Annotated in this window: 17 protein-coding genes; 11 read left to right on the forward strand and 6 right to left on the reverse strand. The window is 69.7% G+C overall.

The window, feature by feature from the left end:
* Nucleotides 1–1,153, reverse strand: a 1,153-nt coding sequence (locus G3I41_RS32225) for a TPM domain-containing protein (RefSeq protein ID WP_164404094.1), incomplete at its 3' end; no start/stop codon positions are given.
* A 154-nt stretch (nt 1,154–1,307) separates the two neighbouring features.
* Between G3I41_RS32225 and G3I41_RS32230 the strand changes: the two genes are divergently transcribed.
* From G3I41_RS32230 to G3I41_RS32280, 11 genes are all read left to right on the forward strand, one after another.
* Nucleotides 1,308–1,760 carry a MarR family transcriptional regulator gene (locus G3I41_RS32230; RefSeq protein WP_164404072.1) on the forward strand — a complete coding sequence of 151 codons (453 nt, stop codon included), beginning with the start codon at nt 1,308–1,310 and terminating at the stop codon, nt 1,758–1,760.
* Nucleotides 1,757–3,178, forward strand: a complete 1,422-nt coding sequence (locus G3I41_RS32235) for an MFS transporter (protein ID WP_164404073.1) — start codon at nt 1,757–1,759, stop codon at nt 3,176–3,178. The genes G3I41_RS32230 and G3I41_RS32235 overlap by 4 nt, the downstream gene beginning before the upstream one ends.
* A 33-nt stretch (nt 3,179–3,211) precedes the next feature.
* The gene (locus tag G3I41_RS32240; RefSeq protein ID WP_164404074.1) at nt 3,212–3,763 is read left to right on the forward strand and encodes an isochorismatase family protein; all 552 of its coding nucleotides are present in this window, start codon (nt 3,212–3,214) and stop codon (nt 3,761–3,763) included.
* A gap of 281 nt (nt 3,764–4,044) precedes the next feature.
* Complete coding sequence (locus G3I41_RS32245) at nt 4,045–6,381, forward strand: ABC transporter family substrate-binding protein (protein WP_164404075.1); 2,337 nt, start codon at nt 4,045–4,047, stop codon at nt 6,379–6,381.
* 116 nt (nt 6,382–6,497) lie between these two features.
* Nucleotides 6,498–7,190 (forward strand): hypothetical protein, encoded by a 693-nt coding sequence (locus tag G3I41_RS37250; RefSeq protein WP_239081946.1) that lies wholly within the window; start codon nt 6,498–6,500, stop codon nt 7,188–7,190.
* Nucleotides 7,191–7,499: 309 nt separating this feature from the next.
* On the forward strand, nt 7,500–9,407 hold the full coding sequence (typA, locus tag G3I41_RS32255) for a translational GTPase TypA (RefSeq protein WP_164404076.1): 1,908 nt from the start codon (nt 7,500–7,502) through the stop codon (nt 9,405–9,407).
* A 461-nt stretch (nt 9,408–9,868) separates the two neighbouring features.
* Entirely contained in the window at nt 9,869–11,488 is a 1,620-nt protein-coding gene (locus G3I41_RS32260) for an ABC transporter substrate-binding protein (protein ID WP_164404077.1), read from the forward strand.
* A 119-nt stretch (nt 11,489–11,607) separates the two neighbouring features.
* On the forward strand, nt 11,608–12,537 hold the full coding sequence (locus G3I41_RS32265) for an ABC transporter permease (protein WP_164404078.1): 930 nt from the start codon (nt 11,608–11,610) through the stop codon (nt 12,535–12,537).
* Nucleotides 12,530–13,474, forward strand: a complete 945-nt coding sequence (locus G3I41_RS32270; protein WP_164404079.1) for an ABC transporter permease — start codon at nt 12,530–12,532, stop codon at nt 13,472–13,474. Before G3I41_RS32265 ends, G3I41_RS32270 begins: the two co-directional genes overlap by 8 nt.
* A gap of 11 nt (nt 13,475–13,485) precedes the next feature.
* On the forward strand, nt 13,486–14,544 hold the full coding sequence (locus G3I41_RS32275; RefSeq protein ID WP_164404080.1) for an ABC transporter ATP-binding protein: 1,059 nt from the start codon (nt 13,486–13,488) through the stop codon (nt 14,542–14,544).
* Nucleotides 14,537–15,682, forward strand: a complete 1,146-nt coding sequence (locus tag G3I41_RS32280) for a dipeptide ABC transporter ATP-binding protein (RefSeq protein ID WP_164404081.1) — start codon at nt 14,537–14,539, stop codon at nt 15,680–15,682. The genes G3I41_RS32275 and G3I41_RS32280 overlap by 8 nt, the downstream gene beginning before the upstream one ends.
* Before the next feature lie 200 nt (nt 15,683–15,882).
* Here G3I41_RS32280 and G3I41_RS32285 read toward each other — a convergent pair whose 3' ends face one another.
* The 5 genes from G3I41_RS32285 to G3I41_RS32305 all read right to left on the reverse strand — a co-directional run bounded on the left by G3I41_RS32285 (nt 15,883) and on the right by G3I41_RS32305 (nt 22,037).
* The gene (locus G3I41_RS32285) at nt 15,883–17,013 is read right to left on the reverse strand and encodes a dipeptide ABC transporter ATP-binding protein (RefSeq protein WP_164404082.1); all 1,131 of its coding nucleotides are present in this window, start codon (nt 17,011–17,013) and stop codon (nt 15,883–15,885) included.
* Nucleotides 17,014–17,039: 26 nt separating this feature from the next.
* Nucleotides 17,040–18,065, reverse strand: coding sequence for an ABC transporter ATP-binding protein (locus G3I41_RS32290; RefSeq protein WP_164404083.1), 1,026 nt, complete (start codon nt 18,063–18,065; stop codon nt 17,040–17,042).
* An 11-nt stretch (nt 18,066–18,076) separates the two neighbouring features.
* Nucleotides 18,077–19,057, reverse strand: coding sequence for an ABC transporter permease (locus G3I41_RS32295; RefSeq protein WP_164404084.1), 981 nt, complete (start codon nt 19,055–19,057; stop codon nt 18,077–18,079).
* A gap of 86 nt (nt 19,058–19,143) precedes the next feature.
* Nucleotides 19,144–20,934: an ABC transporter substrate-binding protein gene (locus G3I41_RS32300; RefSeq protein WP_164404085.1), complete on the reverse strand. Its 1,791-nt coding sequence runs from the start codon at nt 20,932–20,934 to the stop codon at nt 19,144–19,146.
* Between the two features lie 74 nt (nt 20,935–21,008).
* The gene (locus G3I41_RS32305; RefSeq protein WP_203601962.1) at nt 21,009–22,037 is read right to left on the reverse strand and encodes an ABC transporter permease; all 1,029 of its coding nucleotides are present in this window, start codon (nt 22,035–22,037) and stop codon (nt 21,009–21,011) included.
* Nucleotides 22,038–22,101: the final 64 nt, after the last annotated feature.

Below are 22,101 nucleotides of genomic sequence, written 5' to 3' on the forward strand. Positions count from 1 at the left end.
CGACGGGGGCCGACGCCTGGTCCGCGTACCGCTCGCGCATCGAGGCGAGCGCGGTCTCGGCGGCCGGGACGCGGCCGGTCAGCTCGCGGAGCGCGGTCTCGGCGGCGGCCAGGGCCTGCGGCGCCTCGCGCTCCAGCTCGCGCAGCCGGTCGAAGTCCTCGGAGACCGCGTCGAGGCGGCCGTCGGCGTCCGCGCAGCGGCTGATGATCTCGTCCAGCATCCGCCGGCGGGTCGCGTCGTCCTCCGGGAACGCGTCGTCCAGCTGCTGGCGCAGCCGGAACGCGGTGGTCAGCTCCCCCTTGGCGTACGCCACCGCCTCGGCGAACGGCGCGGCGGCCTCCTCCCCGAACTGGGCCGTGGCGAAGCCCAGCTCCTCCTCGCTCGTGCGGACCGCGTCGTCGGTGGCGACGAGCGTCTCCTTGGCCTTCGCGTCGAGCTCCGGCAGCGGGGCGGGCGGCGCGGCCCCGCCCCAGCCGGTCGTGCCGGGCGTCGTGCGGGTGGTGGCGCGCCGCTTGCGCCGCAGGAAGGCGTACGCGGCGACCGCCGCCACCGCGCAGAGCAGGACGACCGGCAGGAGGAGGTCGCCGGTGCTGGTGCCGCCCGAGCCGGAGCCCGGGTCGGCCGCGCCGGGGGTGATCGCCGGGGCGGGCACGGGCTCGCCGGACAGGACGGCGGCGTAGCCGTCGGCGGCGCCGATCGCGGCGCCCGCCCAGTCGTTCTCCTTCAGCGCGGGCTCGATCGCGGTGTTGGCCACGTCCCGGAGCTGGGCGTCGGTGAGCGGGGCGTCCTGGTCGACGGAGTAGGCGTACTGCCGGGCGTGGGTGGCGACGGCGAGCAGGACGTCGTCGCGTCCGAGGCCGTTGCGGTCGGCGGTCGCGTCGGCCCAGTCCTGCGCGGAGCGCCCGGAGAAGTCGCGTACGTACACCACGAAGAGCTGGAGGCGGTGTTCGGCGTAGAGCCGGTCGAGGGCCGTGACCACCTGGGGGCGGCGGTCGTCGAGGGCGCCTGCCTTGTCGGTGATCTGCCCGTCGCGGGACAGCGTGACGGGGTCGTCGGCGCGGGCGGCCGGTGCGGGGGCGAGGGCCAGCCAGCACACCGTCAGGAGCACGGCGAGCAGGGCCCGGCCCGGTGGGAGGATCCGGGTTCGGCTCACGGGCGGCGTCACGTTTGAGAGGCTATGTCCCTCTCCGGAAGGCCGCGACATGAAGCGTCGCGACCGCGTGGGCGGCCCATGGCGGCTCGACCGGCAGGGCGCGGAACGACAGGCTGCCTTGCAAGGTGGCCTGTCGTTCTCGTACGGTGAATGTATGACGCAAGCATCTGGGGCGGCCCCCGATCCCACGGCCGAAGAGGTGGCGAACCAGCTGGCCGCCGTGGTGAGCCGGCTGCTGCGGCGGCTGCGTTCCTCCTCGTCGGAGTCGCTGCTGACGCCGACCCAGCGCTCGGTGCTGGCCCGGCTGGACGACGGGGGCGCCGCGACCACCGCGGACCTGGCCCGTGCCGAATGCGTCCGCCCGCAGTCCATGCGGCTGACCCTGGGGGCGCTGGAGGCGCAGGGGCTGGTCGAGCGGGCGCCGGACCCGGCCGACGGGCGTAAGTCCGTCATGTCGGTCACGGACGCCGGGCGCACCACGCTCGCCGCAGTCCGGGCCGCCAAGCGGAACTGGCTGGCCGAGGCGGTCGCCGCCGAGCTGGACGGGCACGAGCGGCGTACGGTCACCGAGGCCGTGGCCCTCATCGAGCGCCTGGTCGGTTCGTGACCGTTCGCGAGGCGCTCCCCGGGGCGGTACGCGCGGCGGCCCGCCCGGACCGGACCGCGTCCGGCCCCGGCTTCGGCGCCCGGCTCACCGCACCGCTGCTGCTGGGCTCGCTGCTCAACCCGCTGAACACCACCATGATCTCCACCGCGCTGGTGGCGATCGGGCACCACTTCTCCGTCGGCGCCGCCGACACCGCCTGGCTGATCTCCGTCCTCTACCTGGCCAGCGCCGTCGCCCAGCCCGTCCTGGGCCGGCTCGCCGACGTCCTGGGTCCGCGCCGGGTCTTCCTCGCCGGGCTCGTCGTGGTCGTCGCCTCCGGCCTGGTCGGCACCTTCGCGCAGGGCTTCGGCCAGCTGATCTTCTCGCGGCTGCTGCTCGGTATCGGTACGTCGGCGGCCTACCCGGCCGCGATGGCGGTGCTGCGCGACGAGTCGGCCCGGATCGGCCGGGCGACCCCGCGCCCGGTGCTGGCCCGGCTCTCCTTCGCCGCGCTCGGCAGTGCGGCGGTCGGGCCCACGCTCGGCGGACTGCTCGTCATGACCGCCGGCTGGCGCGGGATCTTCGCCGTCAACGTGCCCGTGGCGCTGATCGCCCTCGGCGCGGCCCTGCTCTGGATCCCCGCCGATCCGCCCCGCGCCCGCGCGGCCGGCGGCCCGGCGCCCCGGCTGGGGCTCGACCCGCTCGGCATCGGCCTGTTCGCGAGCGCGCTCACCGTCCTGGCCTTCTTCCTGCTCGACCTCACGCACCCGATGTGGTGGCTGCTCGCGCCGTTCGCCGCGCTGGGCGCCGCCCTCGTGTGGTGGCAGCTGCGGACCCCCGCCCCCTTCATCGATCTGCGGATGCTCGCGGGCAACGGCGCGCTCTCGCGTACGTACCTCCGGCACGGCATCGGCTACCTGCTGATCTACTGCGTGATGTACGGGTTCACGCAGTGGCTGGAGGAGGCCCGGGGCTACTCGTCCGGGCACACCGGACTCCTGATGCTGCCGATGTCCCTCGCCGCGCTGGTGTGCTCGCTGCTCGGCGCCCGCACGAAGGGCATCCGGGGCCCGCTCGTCCTGGCCTGCGTCCTGCTCACCGCCGGAGCCGGAATGCTGTTCCTGCTGTCCGGCGACGCACCGGTCGCCCTCCTGCTGCTCGCCGGCGCCTGCTTCGGCATCCCGCAGGGGCTGATCGGGACCAGCAACCAGGCGGCCGTACAGGCGTACGCGCCGCCCGCCTCCGTCGGCTCGGCCGCCGGCCTCCAGCGCACCGCCCAGTACATAGGGGCGATCACCGCCTCCAGCCTCATCGCCCTGGCCTACGGACAGTCGGCCGGCGACCGGGGTCTGCACCTGATGGCCGCCGTCGCCGCCGTCCTGGGCGTCCTGCTCATCGTCCTCACCGTCACCGACCGCGCCCTGCGCGGGCGTACCTGATCGTCCACAAGCACCACCCCAAGGAGCACTGCCATGACCGCCACCATCCTCGACCCGCACACCGCGCTGATCGTCGTGGACCTCCAGAAGGGCATCACCGCCCTGCCCACCGCCCACCCCGCCGCCGACGTCATCGCCAACGCCGCGACCCTCGCCGACGCCTTCCGGGCCAAGGGCCTGCCCGTCGTCCTCGTCCGCGTCACCGGCGGCGCCCCCGGCCGCACCGAGGGCCCGGCCCGGTCCGGGAAGCCGGCCGCCGACTGGGCCGAGATCGTGCCCGAGATGGGCCCGGGCGAGGACGACATCATCGTCACCAAGCAGCAGTGGGGCGCCTTCTACGGCACCGACCTCGACCTTCAGCTGCGCCGCCGGGGCGTCACCCAGGTCGTGGTGGCCGGCATCGCGACCAGCATCGGCGTCGAATCCACCGCCCGCTCCGCGCACGAGCACGGCTACCACGTCACCCTCGCCACGGACGCGATGACCGACATGAGCGGCGAGGCCCACGACAACAGCCTCCAGCGGATCTTCCCGCGCCTCGGCGAGACCGGCACGACCGACGAGATCGTCAAGCTCCTCGGCTGACCGGAACCGCACCGGACGGAGCGCCGCGGCCCCCGGGCCTGTCTTCGAACCCCCCTCTGCCCTCCGGGCGGCGAGCGGAGTTCGGAGTCAGGCCCCCGGGCCGCGGCGCTCCGCCGTACGGGTGGGCTTCGGGGCGTGCGCGCCGTGTCGGCGCCGCGTTCCCGCGCGAGGGCGTTTTCAGTGGAGGGGCGGAACCAGTGTGATCAACTGCAAATGCCACCAAAAACGCTCAATCAGGCCCATTCCCGGTGCGGTCCGGGCCGTCCCCGGAGGTATCAGCCATGGCCCACGTCGGCGTCCCGCGCGGGACGGCCCGGAAGAGGCGCGTCCCCGCCCTCCTCACCGCAGGCGTCCTCACCCTCCCCGTGCTGGCCGGATGCAGCTCGGGCGGGGACGAGACCGCGGCCGTCGCCGCCGTACCGCAGGACGTGGCCCGCGCCGCCCGCGCCCAGGTCGCCGACGGGGGCAGGGTCACCTGGGCGATCGACGCGCTGCCCGCCACCTTCAACGCCTTCCAGGCGGACGCCGACAGCGCCACCACCCGGATCACCGGCGCCCTGCTGCCGACCCTCTTCCCGCTCGACGCCCAGGGCCGGCCGCAGCTCAATCCGGACTACCTCGAATCCGCGAAGGTGACCGAGACCGAGCCCCGCCAGGTCGTCGTCTACCGGCTCAACCAGCAGGCCGTCTGGAGCGACGGCCGGGGAATCGGCGCCCCGGACTTCGTCGCCCAGTGGCGGGCTCTGAGCGGCAAGGACTCCGCGTTCTGGACCGCCCGCAACGCCGGGTACGAACGCATCGAGAAGATCGAGCGCGGCCACGACGACCTGGAGGTCAAGGTCACCTTCGCCAAGCCGTACGCGGACTGGCGCTCGCTGTTCTCGCCCCTCTACCCGAAGCAGGTGACGGGCTCCCCGGACGCCTTCAACGACGGCGCGCGCACCACCCTCACGGCGACCGCAGGGCCGTTCCGGCTGCGCGAGGTGGACAAGAAGGCCGGGTCCGTCACGCTGACCCGCGACCCGCGCTGGTGGGGCGGGCGCGCCAAGCTGGACTCGCTGGTCTTCAAGGCCGTCGAGCCCGAGGACCGCACCGACGCGCTGGCCGAGGGCGCCGTCGACATCGCCGACATCGATTCCACCACCGCCCACCGCATCGACCAGGCGGCCCGCGAGGGCGCGGCCGGCGCACCGCCCGCCCAGGGCCCCGGCGCCGCGCGGACCCCGGCGGACGCGCTGCGCTCCTGGGCCGTGGCGCACGGCACCGACGAGGAGGCGGCCGAGGAGGAGCAGGAGGTGCGGGACGACAAGGCCAGGGCCGCCGAGGCGTACGCCGCCGAGCAGAGCGGGCTGCGCGCCTACGTGGTCCGCAAGTCCCTGGAGCCCGCCTACACCCAGCTCGCGCTGAACGGCGAGACCGGGCCCCTCGCCGACGACCGGGTGCGCCGGGCGGTGGCCCGCGCCCTGGACCGCCAGGAGCTGGCCGACACCGTACTCAAGCCGCTCGGACTGCCCGCGCAGCCGCTCGGCAGCCACCTCGCCGTCGCCGGGCAGCCCGCCTACCGGGACGGCAGCGAGGCGCTCGGCAAGCAGGACACCGAGCAGGCGCAGGCGCTGCTCGCCGACGCGGGCTGGACGCGCGAGGGCGCCCTGAGCCGGAGCGACGGCACCAAGGCCGGCAGCGAGGGCGAGAAGCAGGAGAAGGACGCGGAGAAGAAGGCCGACGAGAGGAAGGGGAGCGCCGGCAAGGACGCGGCGGACGACGGCAAGGCGGACCGCGCGGCGCCGGCCGGGCACGCCGGCGACGGCCTCTACATCGTGGGCGACGACGACAAGCCCGGCGGCGCCCTCGCCCTCGCCCCGGCCCCCGACGCCGCCGCGCAGAGCACCGCTCTGCTGCGCCAGGCCGGGCACCTCGGCTCCACCGGCACCTCGGAGGACGTCCGGGACGCGGTCCGGGCCCAGGACCGGCAGCCCGGTGGCGCCGCCGGAGCCTACGCCCCGGCGGGCACCGCGGCTCCGGCCCGGGCGGCCGACACCGCACGCGGTCCGCTCGGCAAGAACGGCAAGCCGCTGAGCCTGCGCTTCGTCCTGCCGGCCGGGCCCGGCTCGGCCGGACTGCGGAGCGTCGGCGAGAAGATCGCCGCGATGCTCGACACGATCGGCATCCGCACGGTGATCACCAAGGTCTCCGACGACAGCTACTTCCGCGACCACGTGGCCTCCGGCGACTACGACATGGCGCTGTACTCCTGGCCCGCCACCGCCTACCCGGCCACCGACGACCGCCCGATCTTCGCCAAGCCGCTGCCCGCGTCCGACGGCTCGCTGCTCGTCGAGCAGAACTACACGCGCGTCGGCACGGACCACATCGACCAGCTCTTCGACCAGGCGGCGTCGGAGCTGGACGAGAAGGCCGCCCGCGACCTCATGCGGCAGGCCGACGCCCGGATCTGGGCCGCCGCGGGATCGATCCCCCTCTTCCAGCGTCCCCAGCTCGTCGCCACCGGCAAGCAGCTCGTGAACGTCGGCGCCTTCGGCTTCGGGGTGCCGCACTACCAGGACATCGGCTACAAGGCCCCGCAGGCGGCGGGCGCTCCGGCCCAGAAGGAGAAGTAGGGACATCCGCACCTCTGGAACTGCTCAAGTCACTTGTCCGTGAGGTCCGTTACGGCGACCGTGGTCCACGACCACCGGTGAATTCCACCGGAAGAACGGACCACGGGGGCGGGGCCATGAAACGGACACGAGCGATCACCGCGGCGGCGGTCATGACAGTGGCGGGCCTTCTCGTCGGGGGCTGCACCTCGACGCCGGACGGCCGGGCCGCCGACGATCCGGCCCCGGCCCGGTCGTCGGCGGCGACGGCCGACAAGGCCGTCGCCCGGGAGCCGCGGGCATGCCGGGGCGGCACGTACACCTGGTTCAACACGCGGAACGATTCCGTATTGAACGGGCTCGCCGCCCCGCAGCACGTTCCGGGCAGGACCAAGAAAATGATCAAGCTGACCGAGCCCGTGCGGCGGCTGCGCACGGACCAGGCGTCCGTGACGTCCCAGGGCCCGGGACCGGACGAGAAGCAGGTGCTCTTCGCGCTGGGCGTGCACCTCGGACTCGTGGAGAAGGGCGACGACCCCGAGATGGGCTCGGGGCTCGCCGAGCCGGGCGAGTACGCACCGGTCGATCCGGGCGGCGGCGAGGCCGGCGGTTCCGGCCGCACCCTCCGGCTCGTCTACTACAGCTTCATCAGCCTGGTCCAGACGGACTACCGGTACACCTGCGGAAGCGGTGAGGGACGGAAGACGACCACGGGGCACGTGGTCACCTGGCGCAACTCGGGCGGCGGACTCGTCAGCTGCGAGGAACCGCTGGGCAAGGAGGCGTCGGCCGCCGGACACGAGGCGTTCCGACTGTCCTGCCCGGCCTAGTGCCTGTCTGACAGTTCCCGCCTGCCGCGCGACGCCATGCACGCACTCTCGCCGCACCGGCCGAAGCCCGAGCACGTCCCGTACGAGGACTGCCGGCCGGTACGCCGGGAACGTGCGGACGCACCTGACACCGCTCCCCACCGGGCAAACCGTGCCTGACGCGGCACTGGCAACCCGGCCGGGAAGCCCCCCACCCGCCGGGCCCGTACCATGGGAGTAGCCGTGGCGCGTCCGCCCGGCGGGCGTACGAGGACTCAAGACCGACCCAGGCGCCTGAATCCCCGATCCGAGAGAAGCGCAAGCCACACCATGCCCACGCGCCACGACATCCGTAACGTAGCCATCGTCGCCCACGTCGACCACGGCAAGACGACCATCGTCGACGCCATGCTCAAGCAGGCCGGCTCCTTCGCCGCGCACGCCGCCGAGTCCCTCGACGACCGCATGATGGACTCGAACGACCTGGAGCGTGAGAAGGGCATCACGATCCTGGCCAAGAACACGGCCGTGAAGTACCACCCCAAGGATGGCGGCGACGTCATCACCATCAACATCATCGACACCCCCGGCCACGCCGACTTCGGCGGTGAGGTCGAGCGCGGCCTGTCGATGGTGGACGCGGTCGTGCTTCTGGTCGACGCCTCCGAGGGCCCGCTCCCGCAGACCCGCTTCGTGCTGCGCAAGGCGCTCCAGCAGCGGCTGCCCGTCATCCTGTGCATCAACAAGACGGACCGCCCGGACTCCCGTATCGACGAGGTCGTCAACGAGACCTACGACCTCTTCCTCGACCTGGACGCGGACGAGGAGCAGATCGAGTTCCCGATCGTCTACGCGTGCGGCCGTGACGGCATCGCCTCGCTGACCAAGCCGGAGGACGGCACGGTCCCGGCGGACTCCACCAACCTGGAGCCGTTCTTCTCCGCGATCCTGGAGCACGTCCCGGCCCCGACGTACGAGGAGGGCGCGCCGCTCCAGGCCCACGTCACCAACCTCGACGCCGACAACTTCCTCGGCCGCATCGCGCTCCTCCGCGTCGAGCAGGGCGAGCTGCGCAAGGGCCAGACGGTCGCCTGGATCAAGCGCGACGGCTCCATCCAGAACGTGCGCATCACCGAGCTGATGATGACCGAGGCGCTCACCCGCAAGCCCGCCGAGGTGGCCGGCCCCGGTGACATCTGCGCCGTCGCCGGTATCCCGGAGATCATGATCGGTGAGACGCTCGCCGACCCGGAGAACCCGGTCGCGCTGCCCCTGATCACGGTCGACGAGCCCGCGATCTCCATGACCATCGGCACCAACACCTCGCCGCTGGTCGGCCGGGGCGGCACCGGCAAGGGCGCGGACGCCAAGGCCGCGGTCAAGGACCGCAAGGTCACCGCCCGCCAGGTCAAGGACCGTCTGGACCGCGAGCTGATCGGTAACGTGTCGCTCCGCGTGCTGGACACCGAGCGCCCGGACGCCTGGGAGGTGCAGGGCCGCGGTGAGCTGGCGCTGGCCATCCTGGTCGAGCAGATGCGCCGCGAGGGCTTCGAGATGACCATCGGCAAGCCCCAGGTGGTCACCAAGGACGTCGACGGCAAGACCCACGAGCCGGTCGAGCGCATGACGATCGACGTGCCCGAGGAGCACATGGGCGCCGTCACGCAGCTCATGGGCGTCCGCAAGGGCCGTATGGACAACATGTCGAACCACGGCTCCGGCTGGGTGCGCATGGAGTTCGTCGTCCCGTCGCGCGGCCTCATCGGCTTCCGTACGGAGTTCCTGACGAACACCCGCGGTACGGGTATCGCGCACTCCATCCACGAGGGCCACGAGCCGTGGTTCGGCACCCTGACGACCCGTAACAACGGCTCGCTGGTCGCCGACCGCGCCGGTGCCGTCACCGCCTTCGCGATGACGAACCTCCAGGAGCGCGGCGTGCTGTTCACCGACCCCGGCACCGAGGTGTACGAGGGCATGATCGTCGGCGAGAACTCGCGCGCCGACGACATGGACGTGAACATCACCAAGGAGAAGAAGCTCACGAACATGCGGTCGTCGTCGGCCGACTCCTTCGAGGCGATCGTCCCGCCGCGCAAGCTGTCGCTGGAGCAGTCCCTGGAGTTCTGCCGCGACGACGAGTGCGTCGAGGTGACCCCGGAGGCCGTCCGCATCCGCAAGGTCGTCCTGGACCAGAAGGAGCGCAGCCGCAGCGCCTCGCGCGCCAAGCACGGCTGACCCGTATCCGGTAGGCCGTTTCCGGCCGACGATCCGTCAGCACCAGGCATTGCCGAAGCCCAGGGCCCTCACAGACACTGTGGGGGCCCTGGGCCTTGAGCAACTGGTTTTAGGGTTGATCGTCCAGCATCTGAGACAAAAACGTCCGATTATCGGAGGTTGCTCTCCGAAACGTGTGGTAACAGTCCGTTTCGGGGGTGTCTGTCTGGGATTGATTTGTCCGGATTTTGGTCCCCGCAAGGGTCGGATGTTGTCAAACCGAGACCCTTTAAGTGTGGTTTACGGCCCTGTCGTACTTAATAGTTGGCTCCATTGAGCTCGGGTCAATGGGTCACGCACTGTGGGGAGTGCGCCGACTCACGAGCACACTAAGGGCACTGAACGATCACCGTCAGGGGTGTCGGTGTATCGAACCCAGTGCCCTTCTTGTAGTCAAAAGTGGACTCATGAGGAGGAAACCCATGCGTGGTGCCAAGAGCGCCAAGTGGGTCGCGGGAGCGGCCATCATCGCCCTGGCTGCGACTGCCTGCGGTGGCGGCGACGACGACGGCAAGGCCGCTTCGAAGGAGAAGGGCAAGCCTGCCGGCTACGTCTCCGTCGACGTCGGTGAGCCGCAGAAGCCGCTGATCCCGGCCGACACCAACGAGCAGCTGGGCAGCTACGTCATCCAGGCCCTCTTTACCCAGCTCCTCGAGTTCGACCACAAGGGCAACATCGTCTACACCAACGCGGAGTCCGTGAAGACGGACGACAACAAGACGTGGACGGTGAAGCTCAAGCCCGGCTGGAAGTTCCACGACGGCACCCCGGTCACCGCCGCTTCCTACGTGAAGGCGTGGAACTGGTACGCCAACATCAAGAACAACCAGCAGAACGCCTTCTGGTTCGAGGACATCAAGGGCTACGCGGACGTCCACCCGGAGAAGGGCGACCCCAAGGGCACGGAGATGTCCGGCCTGAAGGCCGTGGACGACACCACGTTCACGATCGAGCTGACCAAGGCCGTCCCGTACTTCGAGTACAAGCTGGGCTACTACACCTTCGCCCCGCTGCCCGAGATGTTCTACAAGGACCCCAAGGCGTTCGGTCAGGCCCCGGTCGGCAACGGTCCCTACGTCTTCGAGAAGTGGGACCACAAGAAGCTGATCCGCGTCAAGGCCAACCCTGACTACCAGGGTCCGAACAAGGCCAAGAACAAGGGCATCCTCTTCAAGAACTACGCGACCGTCGAGGCCGCGTACCAGGACCTGCTGTCCGGCAACCTGGACATGATCCGCCAGGTCGGCCCGAAGGACCTGCCGAAGTACAAGCAGGACCTCGGCGACCGCACGGTCGACGAGCCGTACGCGGCCGTCCAGTCGCTGGTCCCGGCGTTCTACGCGAAGCCCTTCAAGGACGTCGACCCGAAGGTCATCCAGGGTCTGTCCATGGGCATCGACCGCGCCACCATCACGAAGACCGTGCTCAACGGCACCCGTGAGGCCGCCACCAGCTTCACGCCTCCGGGCGTCGCCGGTAACCAGAAGCTGGACACCGACGTGTTCAACTTCGACCCGGCCAAGGCGAAGAAGCTCATCAAGGAAGGCGGCGGCGTTCCGGGCAACAAGGTCTGGATCCAGTACAACGCCGACGGCGGGCACAAGGAGTGGGTGACCGCGGTCTGCGAGTCCATCCGCAACTCGACCGGGGTCGACTGCGTCCCGGACGCCAAGCCGGACTTCCAGACCGACCTGGAGGCTCGTGACAACGACCAGGTCAAGGGCATGTACCGCGGTGGCTGGGTGGCCGACTACCCGCTGAACGTCAACTTCATGCGTGAGCTCTACAGCACCACCGCCGAGGCCAACAACGGCCGCTTCTCGGACAAGGAGGTCGACGCCGAGTTCAAGAAGGGCGACAACGCGGCCACCCTGGACGACTCGATCAAGGCGTACCAGGAGGCGGAGCAGCTCATCCTGAAGAAGATGCCGGCGATCCCGCTCTGGAACTACAAGATCAACGGCGGTTACGGCAAGAGCGTCGACAACGTGTCGATCGACTTCCGTGGTGACTACGTCATGACGGACGTCACGGTCAAGTAACCACGCCTGAGGGCCTACTCGGCCATCAGCCCGCCCATACAGGCAGTAGGTCCCGGGGGCCGCGCTCCGCTAACCGGAGCGCGGTCCCTGGGCTGCATTCCCCCCAATCGGAGGCAAACATGGGGCGTTACGTCGCGCGGCGACTGCTCCAGATGATCCCGGTCTTCCTCGGGTCGACCTTGCTGGTCTTCGCCATGATGTACGCGCTGCCCGGCGACCCCGTGCGCGCACTCGCAGGTGAGCAGACCGTCGACCCCGCGCAGATCGCAGCGATGAAGAAGGACCTCGGTCTCGACCTGCCACTCTGGCACCAGTACTGGAACTACCTCGTAGGACTCTTCCAGGGCGACTTCGGCACCCAGATCGCCAGTGGGCGACCGGTGGCCGACATCATCTCCGAGTCCTTCCCGATCACGATCCGGCTGGCCCTGTTTGCCTTCCTGTTCACGGTCCTCGTCGGCATTTCCATCGGTGTCTTCGCCGGCCTGAAGGCCGACACCCTTCGTGACCGCCTGCTGCTCGTCCTGACCCTCCTGCTCATCTCGGTGCCCTCCTTCGTGCTGGGCTTCCTCGGGCAGTACTTCTTCGCCTTCCAGCTCGGCTGGGTCGACCCCAACGTCAGCCTGGAAGCGAACTCGAGCGAACTGATCCTCCCGGCGGTCGTGCTCGGGTCGCTGTCCCTCGCCTACGTGGCGCGGCTGACCCGTACCTCCGTCGCGGAGAACCTGCGCTCCGACTACATGCGCACCGCCGTCGCCAAGGGGCTGCCGCGCCGTCGCGTCATCGGCGTCCACCTGATGCGGAACTCGATGATCCCGGTGGTCACCTTCCTCGGTACCGACCTCGGCGCCCTGCTGGGCGGTGCCGTCGTCACCGAGGGCATCTTCAACGTCAAGGGCGTCGGCTCCGCAGTCTTCGACGCCCTCCGCCACCGCGAAGGGGCCACGGTCGTCGGCATCGTCACGCTGATCGTGCTCGTGTACCTCGCCGCCAGCCTGATAGTCGACCTGCTCTACGCGGTCCTGGACCCGAGGATCCGGTATGCCTGAGACGCTCAAGGAAACCTCCGCGGACGCCTCCGCGCCCATCGCCGCCGTGCCGGCCCCCACCGCGGAGGTCGCCAAGGCACGCAGCCTCTGGACGGACGCCTGGTACGACCTGCGGCGCAGCCCGCTGTTCGTGGTCTCGGCCGTCCTGATCATCTTCCTGCTGGTCATGGCGATCTTCCCGGGCCTGTTCACCGGCGCCGACCCGCGCTACGCGGACCTGGCCCACCACTACCTGCAGCGGCCCAAGTGGGGCCACTTCTTCCAGGCCGACTGGTTCGGTTACGACATCCAGGGCCGCTCGATCTACGCCCGCGTGGTCTACGGCGCCCGCGCCTCGATCACCGTCGCCGTGGTCGTCACCGTGCTGGTGACGGTCCTGGGCACCGTCGTCGGGATGCTCGCCGGCTACTTCGGCGGCTGGATCGACACCATCCTGTCCCGGGTCACCGACATCTTCTTCGGTGTCCCCTTCATCCTCGGCGCGATGGTCGTCCTGACCTCGTTCGAGGAGCGGCACATCTGGGTCGTCATCCTGGCCCTGGCCTTCCTCGGCTGGACCCAGATCGCCCGTGTGGCGCGCGGCTCGGTGATGACCATCAAGCAGGCCGACTACGTGATGGCGGCGAAGGCACTCGGTGCCTCGACCACCCGCATCCTGCTGAAGCACATCATGCCCAACGCGATCGCCCCGGTGATCGTCGTCGCGACCATCGCGCTCGGCGGCTACATCTCGGCCGAGGCCACCCTGTCCTTCCTGGGCATCGGGCTCGCCGAACCGACCGTGTCCTGGGGCGTCGACATCTCGTCCGGCCAGGAGCAGCTGCGTAACGCCGCTTACGTGCTGATCATCCCGTCGGTCATGGTGTCGATCACCGTCCTCGCGTTCATCATGCTCGGCGATGCGGTACGCAACGCCCTCGACCCCAAGCTGCGCTGAGGGAGGCGTACATGACCACCATCGACAAGACGGCGGCTGTTCCCGCTCCGCGCGGGTCCGGCGACGAGAGCGGTCCCCTGCTCGAAGTCCGTGACCTGCACGTGGAGTTCCACACCCGCGACGGTGTGGCCAAGGCGGTCAACGGGGTCAACTACAGCGTGGATGCGGGCGAGACCCTCGCCGTCCTCGGTGAGTCCGGCTCCGGCAAGTCCGTGACGGCGCAGGCCATCATGGGCATCCTCGACATGCCGCCCGGCAAGATCCCCCAGGGCGAGATCCTCTTCCGCGGCCAGGACATGCTCAAGATGTCCAACGAGGAGCGCCGGAAGATCCGCGGCCAGAAGATCGCCATGATCTTCCAGGACGCGCTGTCCTCGCTCAACCCGGTCCTCACCGTCGGCTACCAGCTCGGCGAGATGTTCCGGGTCCACCAGGGCCTGTCCAAGAAGGAAGCCCGCGCCAAGGCCATCGAGCTGATGGACCAGGTGAAGATCCCGGCCGCCGCGGCCCGGGTCTCGGACTACCCGCACCAGTTCTCCGGCGGCATGCGCCAGCGCATCATGATCGCGATGGCGCTCGCCCTGGAACCGGACCTGATCATCGCGGACGAGCCGACCACCGCGCTCGACGTGACCGTCCAGGCCCAGGTGATGGACCTGCTCGCGGAGCTCCAGCGCGAGTACAACATGGGCCTGATCCTGATCACCCACGACCTGGGTGTCGTCGCGGACGTCGCCGACAAGATCGCCGTGATGTACGCGGGCCGGATCGTCGAGACCGCCCCGGTGCACGAGATCTACAAGCGCCCCGCGCACCCGTACACCAAGGGTCTGCTGGCCTCGATCCCGCGCCTTGACCAGAAGGGCCAGGAGCTCTTCGCGATCAAGGGCCTCCCGCCCAACCTGCTGCACGTGCCGTCGGGCTGCGCCTTCAACCCGCGCTGCACCATGGCCCAGGACATCTGCCGTTCGGACATCCCGCCGCTCCACGCGGTGACCGAGCAGGACGGCACCGAGCTGGCCGGCCGCCGCAGCGCCTGTCACTTCTGGAAGGAGACGATCCATGGCTGACATCTCGAAGGAGTCCGTGGACGCCACCCCCAACGTCTCCGAGGTGGAGACCGTCGACGCGGCGACCGAGGCGGAGGCCGTAGCCGCCATCGACGCGCCCGTGTCGCAGGGGGAGCCGATCCTCCAGGTGCGCAACCTCGTCAAGCACTTCCCGCTGACGCAGGGCATCCTGTTCCAGAAGCAGGTCGGCGCGGTCAAGGCCGTCGACGGCATCTCGTTCGACCTGTACGCGGGCGAGACGCTCGGCATCGTCGGCGAGTCCGGCTGTGGCAAGTCCACCGTCGCCAAGCTCCTGATGTCGCTGGAGCGGGCGACCGCGGGCGAGGTCTTCTACAAGGGCCAGGACATCACCAAGCTGTCCGGCCGCGCGCTGAAGGCCGTCCGCCGCAACATCCAGATGGTGTTCCAGGACCCGTACACCTCGCTGAACCCCCGTATGACGGTGGGCGACATCATCGGCGAGACGTACGAGATCCACCCGGAGGTGGCTCCCAAGGGCGACCGGCGGCGCAGGGTCCAGGACCTCCTGGACGTCGTCGGGCTCAACCCGGAGTACATCAACCGCTACCCGCACCAGTTCTCCGGCGGTCAGCGCCAGCGCATCGGCATCGCCCGCGGCCTCGCGCTCAACCCGGAGATCATCATCTGCGACGAGCCGGTCTCCGCGCTCGACGTGTCGGTGCAGGCGCAGGTCATCAACCTGATGGAGAAGCTCCAGGACGAGTTCAACCTGTCCTACCTCTTCATCGCGCACGACCTGTCGATCGTCCGGCACATCTCCGACCGGGTCGGCGTCATGTACCTCGGCAAGATGGCCGAGATCGGTACGGACACCGAGATCTACGACCACCCGACGCACCCCTACACCCAGGCGCTGCTGTCGGCGGTCCCGGTCCCGGACCCGGAGTCCCGCGACGGCCGCGATCGGATCATCCTCTCCGGTGACGTCCCGTCGCCGGCCAACCCGCCCTCGGGCTGCCGCTTCCGCACCCGTTGCTGGAAGGCCCAGGACAAGTGCGCCACCGAGGTGCCGCTCCTCGCGGTCCCCGAGCGCTTCAAGGACGTGAAGACGCCGGCCGCCCACGAGTCGGCCTGCCACTTCGCGGAGGAGAAGGACGTGGTGCACGCGGCCTCGTAACCCGCCGCGCGCGACGAGGGGCGCCCCGGAACCGATCGGTTCCGGGGCGCCTTTCCCGTGTGCCGGGAACCGGGCCCGCAGGGTGCTCGGGTCAATGGGCCGATGCGTGCCCGGTTTCCCCGGCCGGAGCCGTACGGCGGGCGGGGAAACCGGTCGGGTCCCGCACCGGGCGCACGGCTCCGGGGCCGAGGCGAGGGGTGTCAGCCTCGCGCCTCGCGGTCTTCGGGCCCGCCGTCCTCGCCGAGGCTCTTGGCGGGCTTCGTGTCCTCCTTGCCGAGGCTCTTGGCGGGCCTCGTGTCCTCCGTGCGGGCCTGCGGGACGGCGGCCACCGACTGGGTGTCCTCCGGGTAGTGGCAGGCCGTCAGGTGGCCCTCACGGCTGCCGGAGACCCGCACCAGCGGCGGCGCCTCGCTCGCGCACTTGTCCGTCGCCTTCCAGCAGCGGGTGCGGAAGCGGCAGCCGGACGGCGGGTTGACGGGGGACGGGACGTCGCCGGTGAGCCGGATGCGGTCACGGGCGGGCGTGTCGTCCGCGGTTACCTCGGGCACGGCGGAGAGCAGTGCCCGCGTGTAGGGGTGGCGCGGATTGCCGTACAGGTCGTCGCGGTCCGCGATCTCCACGATCCGGCCGAGGTACATCACGGCCACGCGCTGCGAGAAGTGCCGCACGACGGCCAGGTCGTGGGCGATGAACAGGAAGGCGATCCCCATGTCCTTCTGGAGCTTCTGCAGCAGGTTGACCACCTGCGCCTGGATCGACACGTCGAGCGCCGACACCGGCTCGTCCGCCACGATCAGCTTCGGCTCCAGGGCCAGCGCGCGGGCCACCCCGATGCGCTGGCGCTGACCGCCGGAGAACTCGTGCGGGAAGCGGTTGTAGTGCTCCGGGTTGAGCCCGACCGTCTCCAGCAGCTCCCGCACCCGCGCCTCGCGGCCGCCGGGCGGCTCGATGCCGTTGACCTCCATCGGCGCGGACACGATCTTGCCGACCGTCTGGCGCGGGTTCAGCGAGGCGTACGGGTCCTGGAAGATCATCTGGATCTCGGAGCGGACCGGCGCCAGCTGCTTCCGGTCGGCGTGCGTGATGTCCTGCCCGCGGTAGGTGATCCGGCCCGCGGTCGGTTCCAGGAGGCGGGTGACCAGCCGGCCCGTGGTCGACTTGCCGCAGCCGGACTCACCGACCAGGCCCAGGCTCTCGCCCTCGGAGACGGTGAAGTCCAGTCCGTCCACGGCCTGGACGGCCCCGACGGTCCGCCGGATCGGGAAGCCGCCCTTGATCGGGAAGTGCTTGGTGAGTCCGGAGACGTCCAGGAGGGGATCGGTGCTGCTCATGGTGGGAAAGTCCCGTCTCTTGTACGTCAGTTGGCCCGGCTGCCGGCGAAGTCGGTGAAGAACTCCGCGCGCTGCTCCGGGGTCAGGTGGCAGGCCGCCCCGCGCCCGGACACCAGGTCCAGCGGAGGCTGCTGGGCCGAGCAGCGGTCGCCGCCGACCTGCTCGGTGAACGAGCACCGCGGGTGGAAGCGGCAGCCGGACGGCGGGTTGAGGAGGCTCGGCGGGGTTCCGGGGATCGGCGACAGCGGCACGTCCACCGGGCCTTCGAGGGTGGGCATCGAGCCCAGCAGACCCCAGGTGTACGGGTGCTGGGGCGTGCGCAGCACCTCCTTCTTCGTACCCCGCTCCACACAGCGCCCGCCGTACATCACGAGGACGTCGTCCGCGATGTCGGCGATGACCCCGAGGTCGTGCGTGATGAAGATGATCGAGGTGCCGAACTCCTGCTGGAGGTCCTTGAGCAGGTCCATGATCTGGGCCTGCACGGTGACGTCGAGCGCGGTCGTCGGCTCGTCGGCGATCAGCAGCGCGGGGTTGCAGACCAGTGCCATGGCGATCATCGCGCGCTGGCGCATACCGCCGGAGAACTGGTGCGGGTAGTCGTCCACGCGCAGGCCGGGCTGCGGGATGCCCACCTTGGTGAGCATCTCGACGGCCCGCGCCCGGGCCTCCTGCTTGGAGGCGCCGGTGTGCTTGCGGAACGTCTCGCCGATCTGCTTGCCGATGGTGTGGTACGGCGAGAGCGAGGCCAGGGCGTCCTGGAAGACCATGGACATCTTGTTGCCGCGCAGCCGCTCCAGCTCCCGCTCGGACGCGGCCAGCAGGTCCTGCCCGTCGAGCAGGATCTCGCCCCGGATGTCGGTGTGCTCGGGGTGGTGCAGTCCGAGGATGGCCAGGTTGGTGACGGACTTGCCGGAGCCGGACTCGCCGACGATGCCGAGAGTCCGGCCGCGCTCCAGGTCGAAGGAGAGCCCGTCGACGGCCTTGACCATGCCGTCTTCGCTGGAGAAGTGCACGCGCAGATCGCGTACGGAGAGGAAGGGGGTGCTCATGGGGTCTCTCCCTAGGCGAGGCGGACGCGCGGGTCGATGAGGGCGTAGACGGCGTCGACGACGATGTTGAAGAAGACGATCGCCGCCGCCGCGACCAGGACGACCCCGAGGATCATCGGGAGGTCGTTGTCGTAGACCGCTTTGATCGACAGGGCGCCGATGCCGTGCAGACCGAAGACCTTCTCGGTGATGATCGCACCGCCGAGCAGCAGGCCGACGTCGAGGCCGAAGATGGTGACGATCGGGCCCATCGCACCGCGCCAGGCGAACCGGAAGAACACGGTGCGCCGGGACAGGCCCTTGGCGCGGGCGGTGCGGACGTAGTCCTCGCTCATCGTCTCGACCAGTTGGGAACGGGTCATGCGCGTGTAGTTGGCGGTGAAGATCAACGCCAGCACCAGCCACGGCAGCAGCAGTCCGGAGAACCAGCCGGCCGGGTCCTGGCTGAACGGGACGTCCTTGGGGCGGCTGAGGATGTGCCACTGGTCGGTGAGGTAGTACATGGCGACCACACCGACGATGTAGATCTGCATCGAGGAGAAGATCAGGGACGCGGACGAGGCGATCTTGTCCAGCGCCTTGCCCTGCTTCACGGCGGCCAGCATGCCGGTGCCCACACCGACGAGCACGAAGACGACCGCGGCGCCGACGGAGAGGGAGAGCGTCGTCGGGAAGCGGTCCTCGATGGTGGCGAGGACCGGCTCGCGGTTGCGGAACGAGTAGCCCAGACACGGCGCGGGGCAGTGGCCGAACGAGCTGTAGTCGCGGCCGACGAACACGCCCTCCAGCCAGTGCCAGTACTGCACGGGCAGGGGGTCGGCGATGCCGAGGTTCTGCTTGACCAGTGCCAGCGTCTCCGGCGTGCAGATCTTGCCGCAGGCCGCGCGAGCGGGGTCGCGGGGCGCGACGTAGAAGAGGACGAACGTGATGGCACTGATGATCAGGAGGATGACCAGTGCGCCGATTGCCCGGCGGATGAGGAAGCGGAACATGGCGATGGATTTCCCTGGCAGACGCCGACGAGGGGGAGGGGAGCGGGCGGGGCGCCGGGTGGGCGCCCCGCCTCTGGAGGTGTCGGCTACGCCTTCACGAACAGCCTGTAGAACACGGCCGAGGACCACAGCGGGTGGAACATGGCGCCGCCGACCTTGGAGCCGAACAGGTAGAAGCGGCGCTGGAACGTCTCGGGGATGATCGGCGCCTCCTCCGTCATGATCCGCTTGTCGAGCGCGGCCCACTGCTTGCCGGCCTCGGCCGGGTCGGCGATGGTGACGTTCTTCTTGATGGCCTCGTTGACCCAGTCGACGTTCAGCTGCGAGATGTTATTCGCGCCGTCCGCGATGGTGCCGCCGTCGAACAGCGGCTGCACCAGCGTGTAGCCGGTCGGCCAGTCCGGGGACCAGCCGAACCACATCACGTCGAACTTGTTGTCGATCTTCTGGACCTGGTCGTAGTAGCTGGTGGACTCCAGCGGCTTGAGGACGGGCTCGAAGCCGGCGGCCTTGAGCGCGTTCTCGATGACGACCTTGGTCTTGTCGTAGTTGTTGCCCTGCGGGAAGGCGTAGACGATCTTCTGACCCTCCTTGCCCGCCTCCTTGAGCAGCGCCTTCGCCTTCTCCGGGTCGCCCTGCGGCTTCTTCAGCTTGCCGTAGACGTCGTCCTTCGCGTAGCCCATGATGTCGGGGCTCAGGATGGACGTGGCGTAGTCACCGGCCGAGGGGCCGCCGTAGATCTTGCGGATCTGCTCCAGCGGCCAGGCGTGGATGAGGGCCTGGCGCACCTTCAGGTCGGTGATGCGCTTGGTGTTGATCGCGTAGTAGTAGAGGCCGGTGAGCAGGCCGTTGAAGGTGCGCTTCTTCAGCTCCGGGTCGGTGAGGACCTTCTGGATGCGCTCGGCCGGGACGCCGCTGTACGCCATGACGGCGTACTGGTCGTCGCCGGAGTCGGCGATCAGGCGGTCGGCGGCCTGGAGGCCCTCGGGACCGAACTCGTAGACGAAGCTGTCCGGGTACGCGGTGCGGATCGCGTCGGTGCTCGGGTCCCAGTGCTCGTTGCGGACCAGGGTCATCGACTTGTCGACGGCGTGCGACTTGATGCGGTACGGGCCGGCCGAGACCGGGTCCTTGTCGTACTTCTCCTTGCTGTCGCCCTTGACCGGGACGGCGCCGTAGGAGCTCATCGCCAGGGTGAAGTTGAAGTCCGGGCGGGCCTCGGCGAGCTTGAAGGTGATGGTCTTGGCGGCCTTGTCGATCGTGACCGAGTCGAGGTGCTTGCCGCTGAAGGGGCCCTTGTACTTCCCGCGGAAGTCGGTGGTGCCGGTGAGCGCCTGCTGGGCGTAGCCGGCGCCCTCGGTGGTGAAGTTGGCGAAGCCGCGCTCGATGCCGTGGCGCACGTCCTCGACGGTCAGCTCCTTGCCGTCCTCCCACTTGAGGCCGTCCTTGAGCGTGAACGCCCAGGTCTTGCCGCCGTCCTTCGTCGTGCCGGCGTCGGTGGCGAGGTCGCCCACGAGCTTCATCGAGCCGTCCGCGGCGATCTTGTAGCCGGTCAGGCAGCGGATGAAGAGGTCACCGACCGCGGAGTTCCACGAGAAGTAGATGCGCTGCGGGTCCAGGTGGGAGAAGTCGTCCGGCGCGAGGCCGCGGATCGTCCCGCCCTTCTTGGCGCCGGGGACCTCGGGAGCGGGGCCGGTGGAGTCCTCCTTGGTGCCGACGACCACCGAGCCGGTGTACTTGTCGGCGCCGCCGTGGCCCTTGCTCTTGCTGCCGTCCTTGCCGGCGCTGGAGCTGCCGCTGCTGCAGGCGGTGAGCACCATCGAGCCGCCGGCCGCGACCGACGTGGCGATGACGAAGTTTCTGCGGGAGAGAGACATGGCTTCCTGCTCTGGTCGAGTGGAGAAACGGTGGATCCGGGTGGGCCCCGTCGCCCGTCCGGAGTACGGCGGATTCAGCGCTTGGTCTTGGGGTCCAGCGCGTCGCGCACGGAGTCGCCGAGGAGGTTGAAGGCGATCACGAAGATCACCATCGACGCGCCGGGGAAGAGCATGAACGTGATGTCGCTCTGGTAGACGTCCGAGCCGCGCTGGATCATCACGCCCCAGTCCGGGGTCGGCGACGTCAGTCCGACGCCGAGGAAGGCGAGACCCGCCTCCGCCGTCACGTACGCGGGCAGCGCGAGCGTGGCCTGGATCAGGATCGGCGTCCAGAGGTTGGGCAGCAGTTCCTTGAAGATGATCCGCGCCGGGGAGGCGCCGGTGACCTTGGCGGCCTCCACGAACTCGCGCTCGCGCAGGGCCAGCACCTCACCGCGTAGCAGACGGGCGATGGACGCCCAGCCGAATGCGGCCATGACCGAGATGAGGGTGACCACGGTCAGCCAGACCGGGGTGTTCTCCTCCGGGTCGACCAGGATCGAGAGCAGTACGGGCCAGAAGGCGATGAAGAAGAGGGTGGACGGGAAGGCCAGCAGGATGTCGATGACCCGGCCCACGAGGTAGTCCGTCTTGCCCCCGAGATAGCCCGCCGTGATGCCCACGGCGACGCCGACCACGGTGAGCAGCAGCGTGGTCGCCGCGGCGATCAGCAGGGAGTTGCGGATGCCGTAGAGCAGGAAGGTGAAGACGTCCCGGCCGAGACCGGGCTCGATGCCGAACCAGAAGTCGCCGCTGATCCCGCCGTTGGGGAGGACCGGGGAACCGAAGTCGTCCAGCAGGCTGGTGTCGTTCTGCCCGTACGTCGTGTACGGGTTCTTTCCGTACAGCTTCGCGATCAACGGGGCGGCGATGCCCACCACGAAGAAGAAGATGACCACAATGCCGGAGATCACGCCGGTGCGGTCCCGCTTGAAACGGCGCCAGGCGAGCTTTCCGGGCGACCGGCCGTCACCTCCCTTTTGTGCGGCGGTCTCCGGCGGAACGGCCGCCGTCACATCCGCCGCCTCAAGGGGGGCTGCTGCGTTCGAGGTTGGAATCGTCATGGTGCTCCTGGCCCGGAGGGTCGAAGGACTCCGCAGGGCACACCCACGGGCTACCCGGACTTTT

The sequence above is a fragment of the Streptomyces sp. SID9727 genome, from assembly GCF_010550605.1.
Lineage (GTDB): Bacteria > Actinomycetota > Actinomycetes > Streptomycetales > Streptomycetaceae > Streptomyces.

What these genes read in the sequence shown, in the direction of transcription:
- G3I41_RS32230 (WP_164404072.1), top strand. Translation starts at nt 1,308, where the DNA reads ATGACGCAAGCATCTGGGGCGGCCCCCGATCCCACGGCCGAAGAGGTG.
- G3I41_RS32240 (WP_164404074.1), top strand. Translation starts at nt 3,212, where the DNA reads ATGACCGCCACCATCCTCGACCCGCACACCGCGCTGATCGTCGTGGAC.
- G3I41_RS32245 (WP_164404075.1), top strand. Translation starts at nt 4,045, where the DNA reads ATGGCCCACGTCGGCGTCCCGCGCGGGACGGCCCGGAAGAGGCGCGTC.
- G3I41_RS37250 (WP_239081946.1), top strand. Translation starts at nt 6,498, where the DNA reads ATGAAACGGACACGAGCGATCACCGCGGCGGCGGTCATGACAGTGGCG.
- typA (WP_164404076.1), top strand. Translation starts at nt 7,500, where the DNA reads ATGCCCACGCGCCACGACATCCGTAACGTAGCCATCGTCGCCCACGTC.
- G3I41_RS32260 (WP_164404077.1), top strand. Translation starts at nt 9,869, where the DNA reads ATGCGTGGTGCCAAGAGCGCCAAGTGGGTCGCGGGAGCGGCCATCATC.
- G3I41_RS32265 (WP_164404078.1), top strand. Translation starts at nt 11,608, where the DNA reads ATGGGGCGTTACGTCGCGCGGCGACTGCTCCAGATGATCCCGGTCTTC.
- G3I41_RS32270 (WP_164404079.1), top strand. Translation starts at nt 12,530, where the DNA reads ATGCCTGAGACGCTCAAGGAAACCTCCGCGGACGCCTCCGCGCCCATC.
- G3I41_RS32275 (WP_164404080.1), top strand. Translation starts at nt 13,486, where the DNA reads ATGACCACCATCGACAAGACGGCGGCTGTTCCCGCTCCGCGCGGGTCC.
- G3I41_RS32280 (WP_164404081.1), top strand. Translation starts at nt 14,537, where the DNA reads ATGGCTGACATCTCGAAGGAGTCCGTGGACGCCACCCCCAACGTCTCC.
- G3I41_RS32285 (WP_164404082.1), bottom strand. Translation starts at nt 17,013, where the DNA reads ATGAGCAGCACCGATCCCCTCCTGGACGTCTCCGGACTCACCAAGCAC.
- G3I41_RS32290 (WP_164404083.1), bottom strand. Translation starts at nt 18,065, where the DNA reads ATGAGCACCCCCTTCCTCTCCGTACGCGATCTGCGCGTGCACTTCTCC.
- G3I41_RS32295 (WP_164404084.1), bottom strand. Translation starts at nt 19,057, where the DNA reads ATGTTCCGCTTCCTCATCCGCCGGGCAATCGGCGCACTGGTCATCCTC.
- G3I41_RS32300 (WP_164404085.1), bottom strand. Translation starts at nt 20,934, where the DNA reads ATGTCTCTCTCCCGCAGAAACTTCGTCATCGCCACGTCGGTCGCGGCC.
- G3I41_RS32305 (WP_203601962.1), bottom strand. Translation starts at nt 22,037, where the DNA reads ATGACGATTCCAACCTCGAACGCAGCAGCCCCCCTTGAGGCGGCGGAT.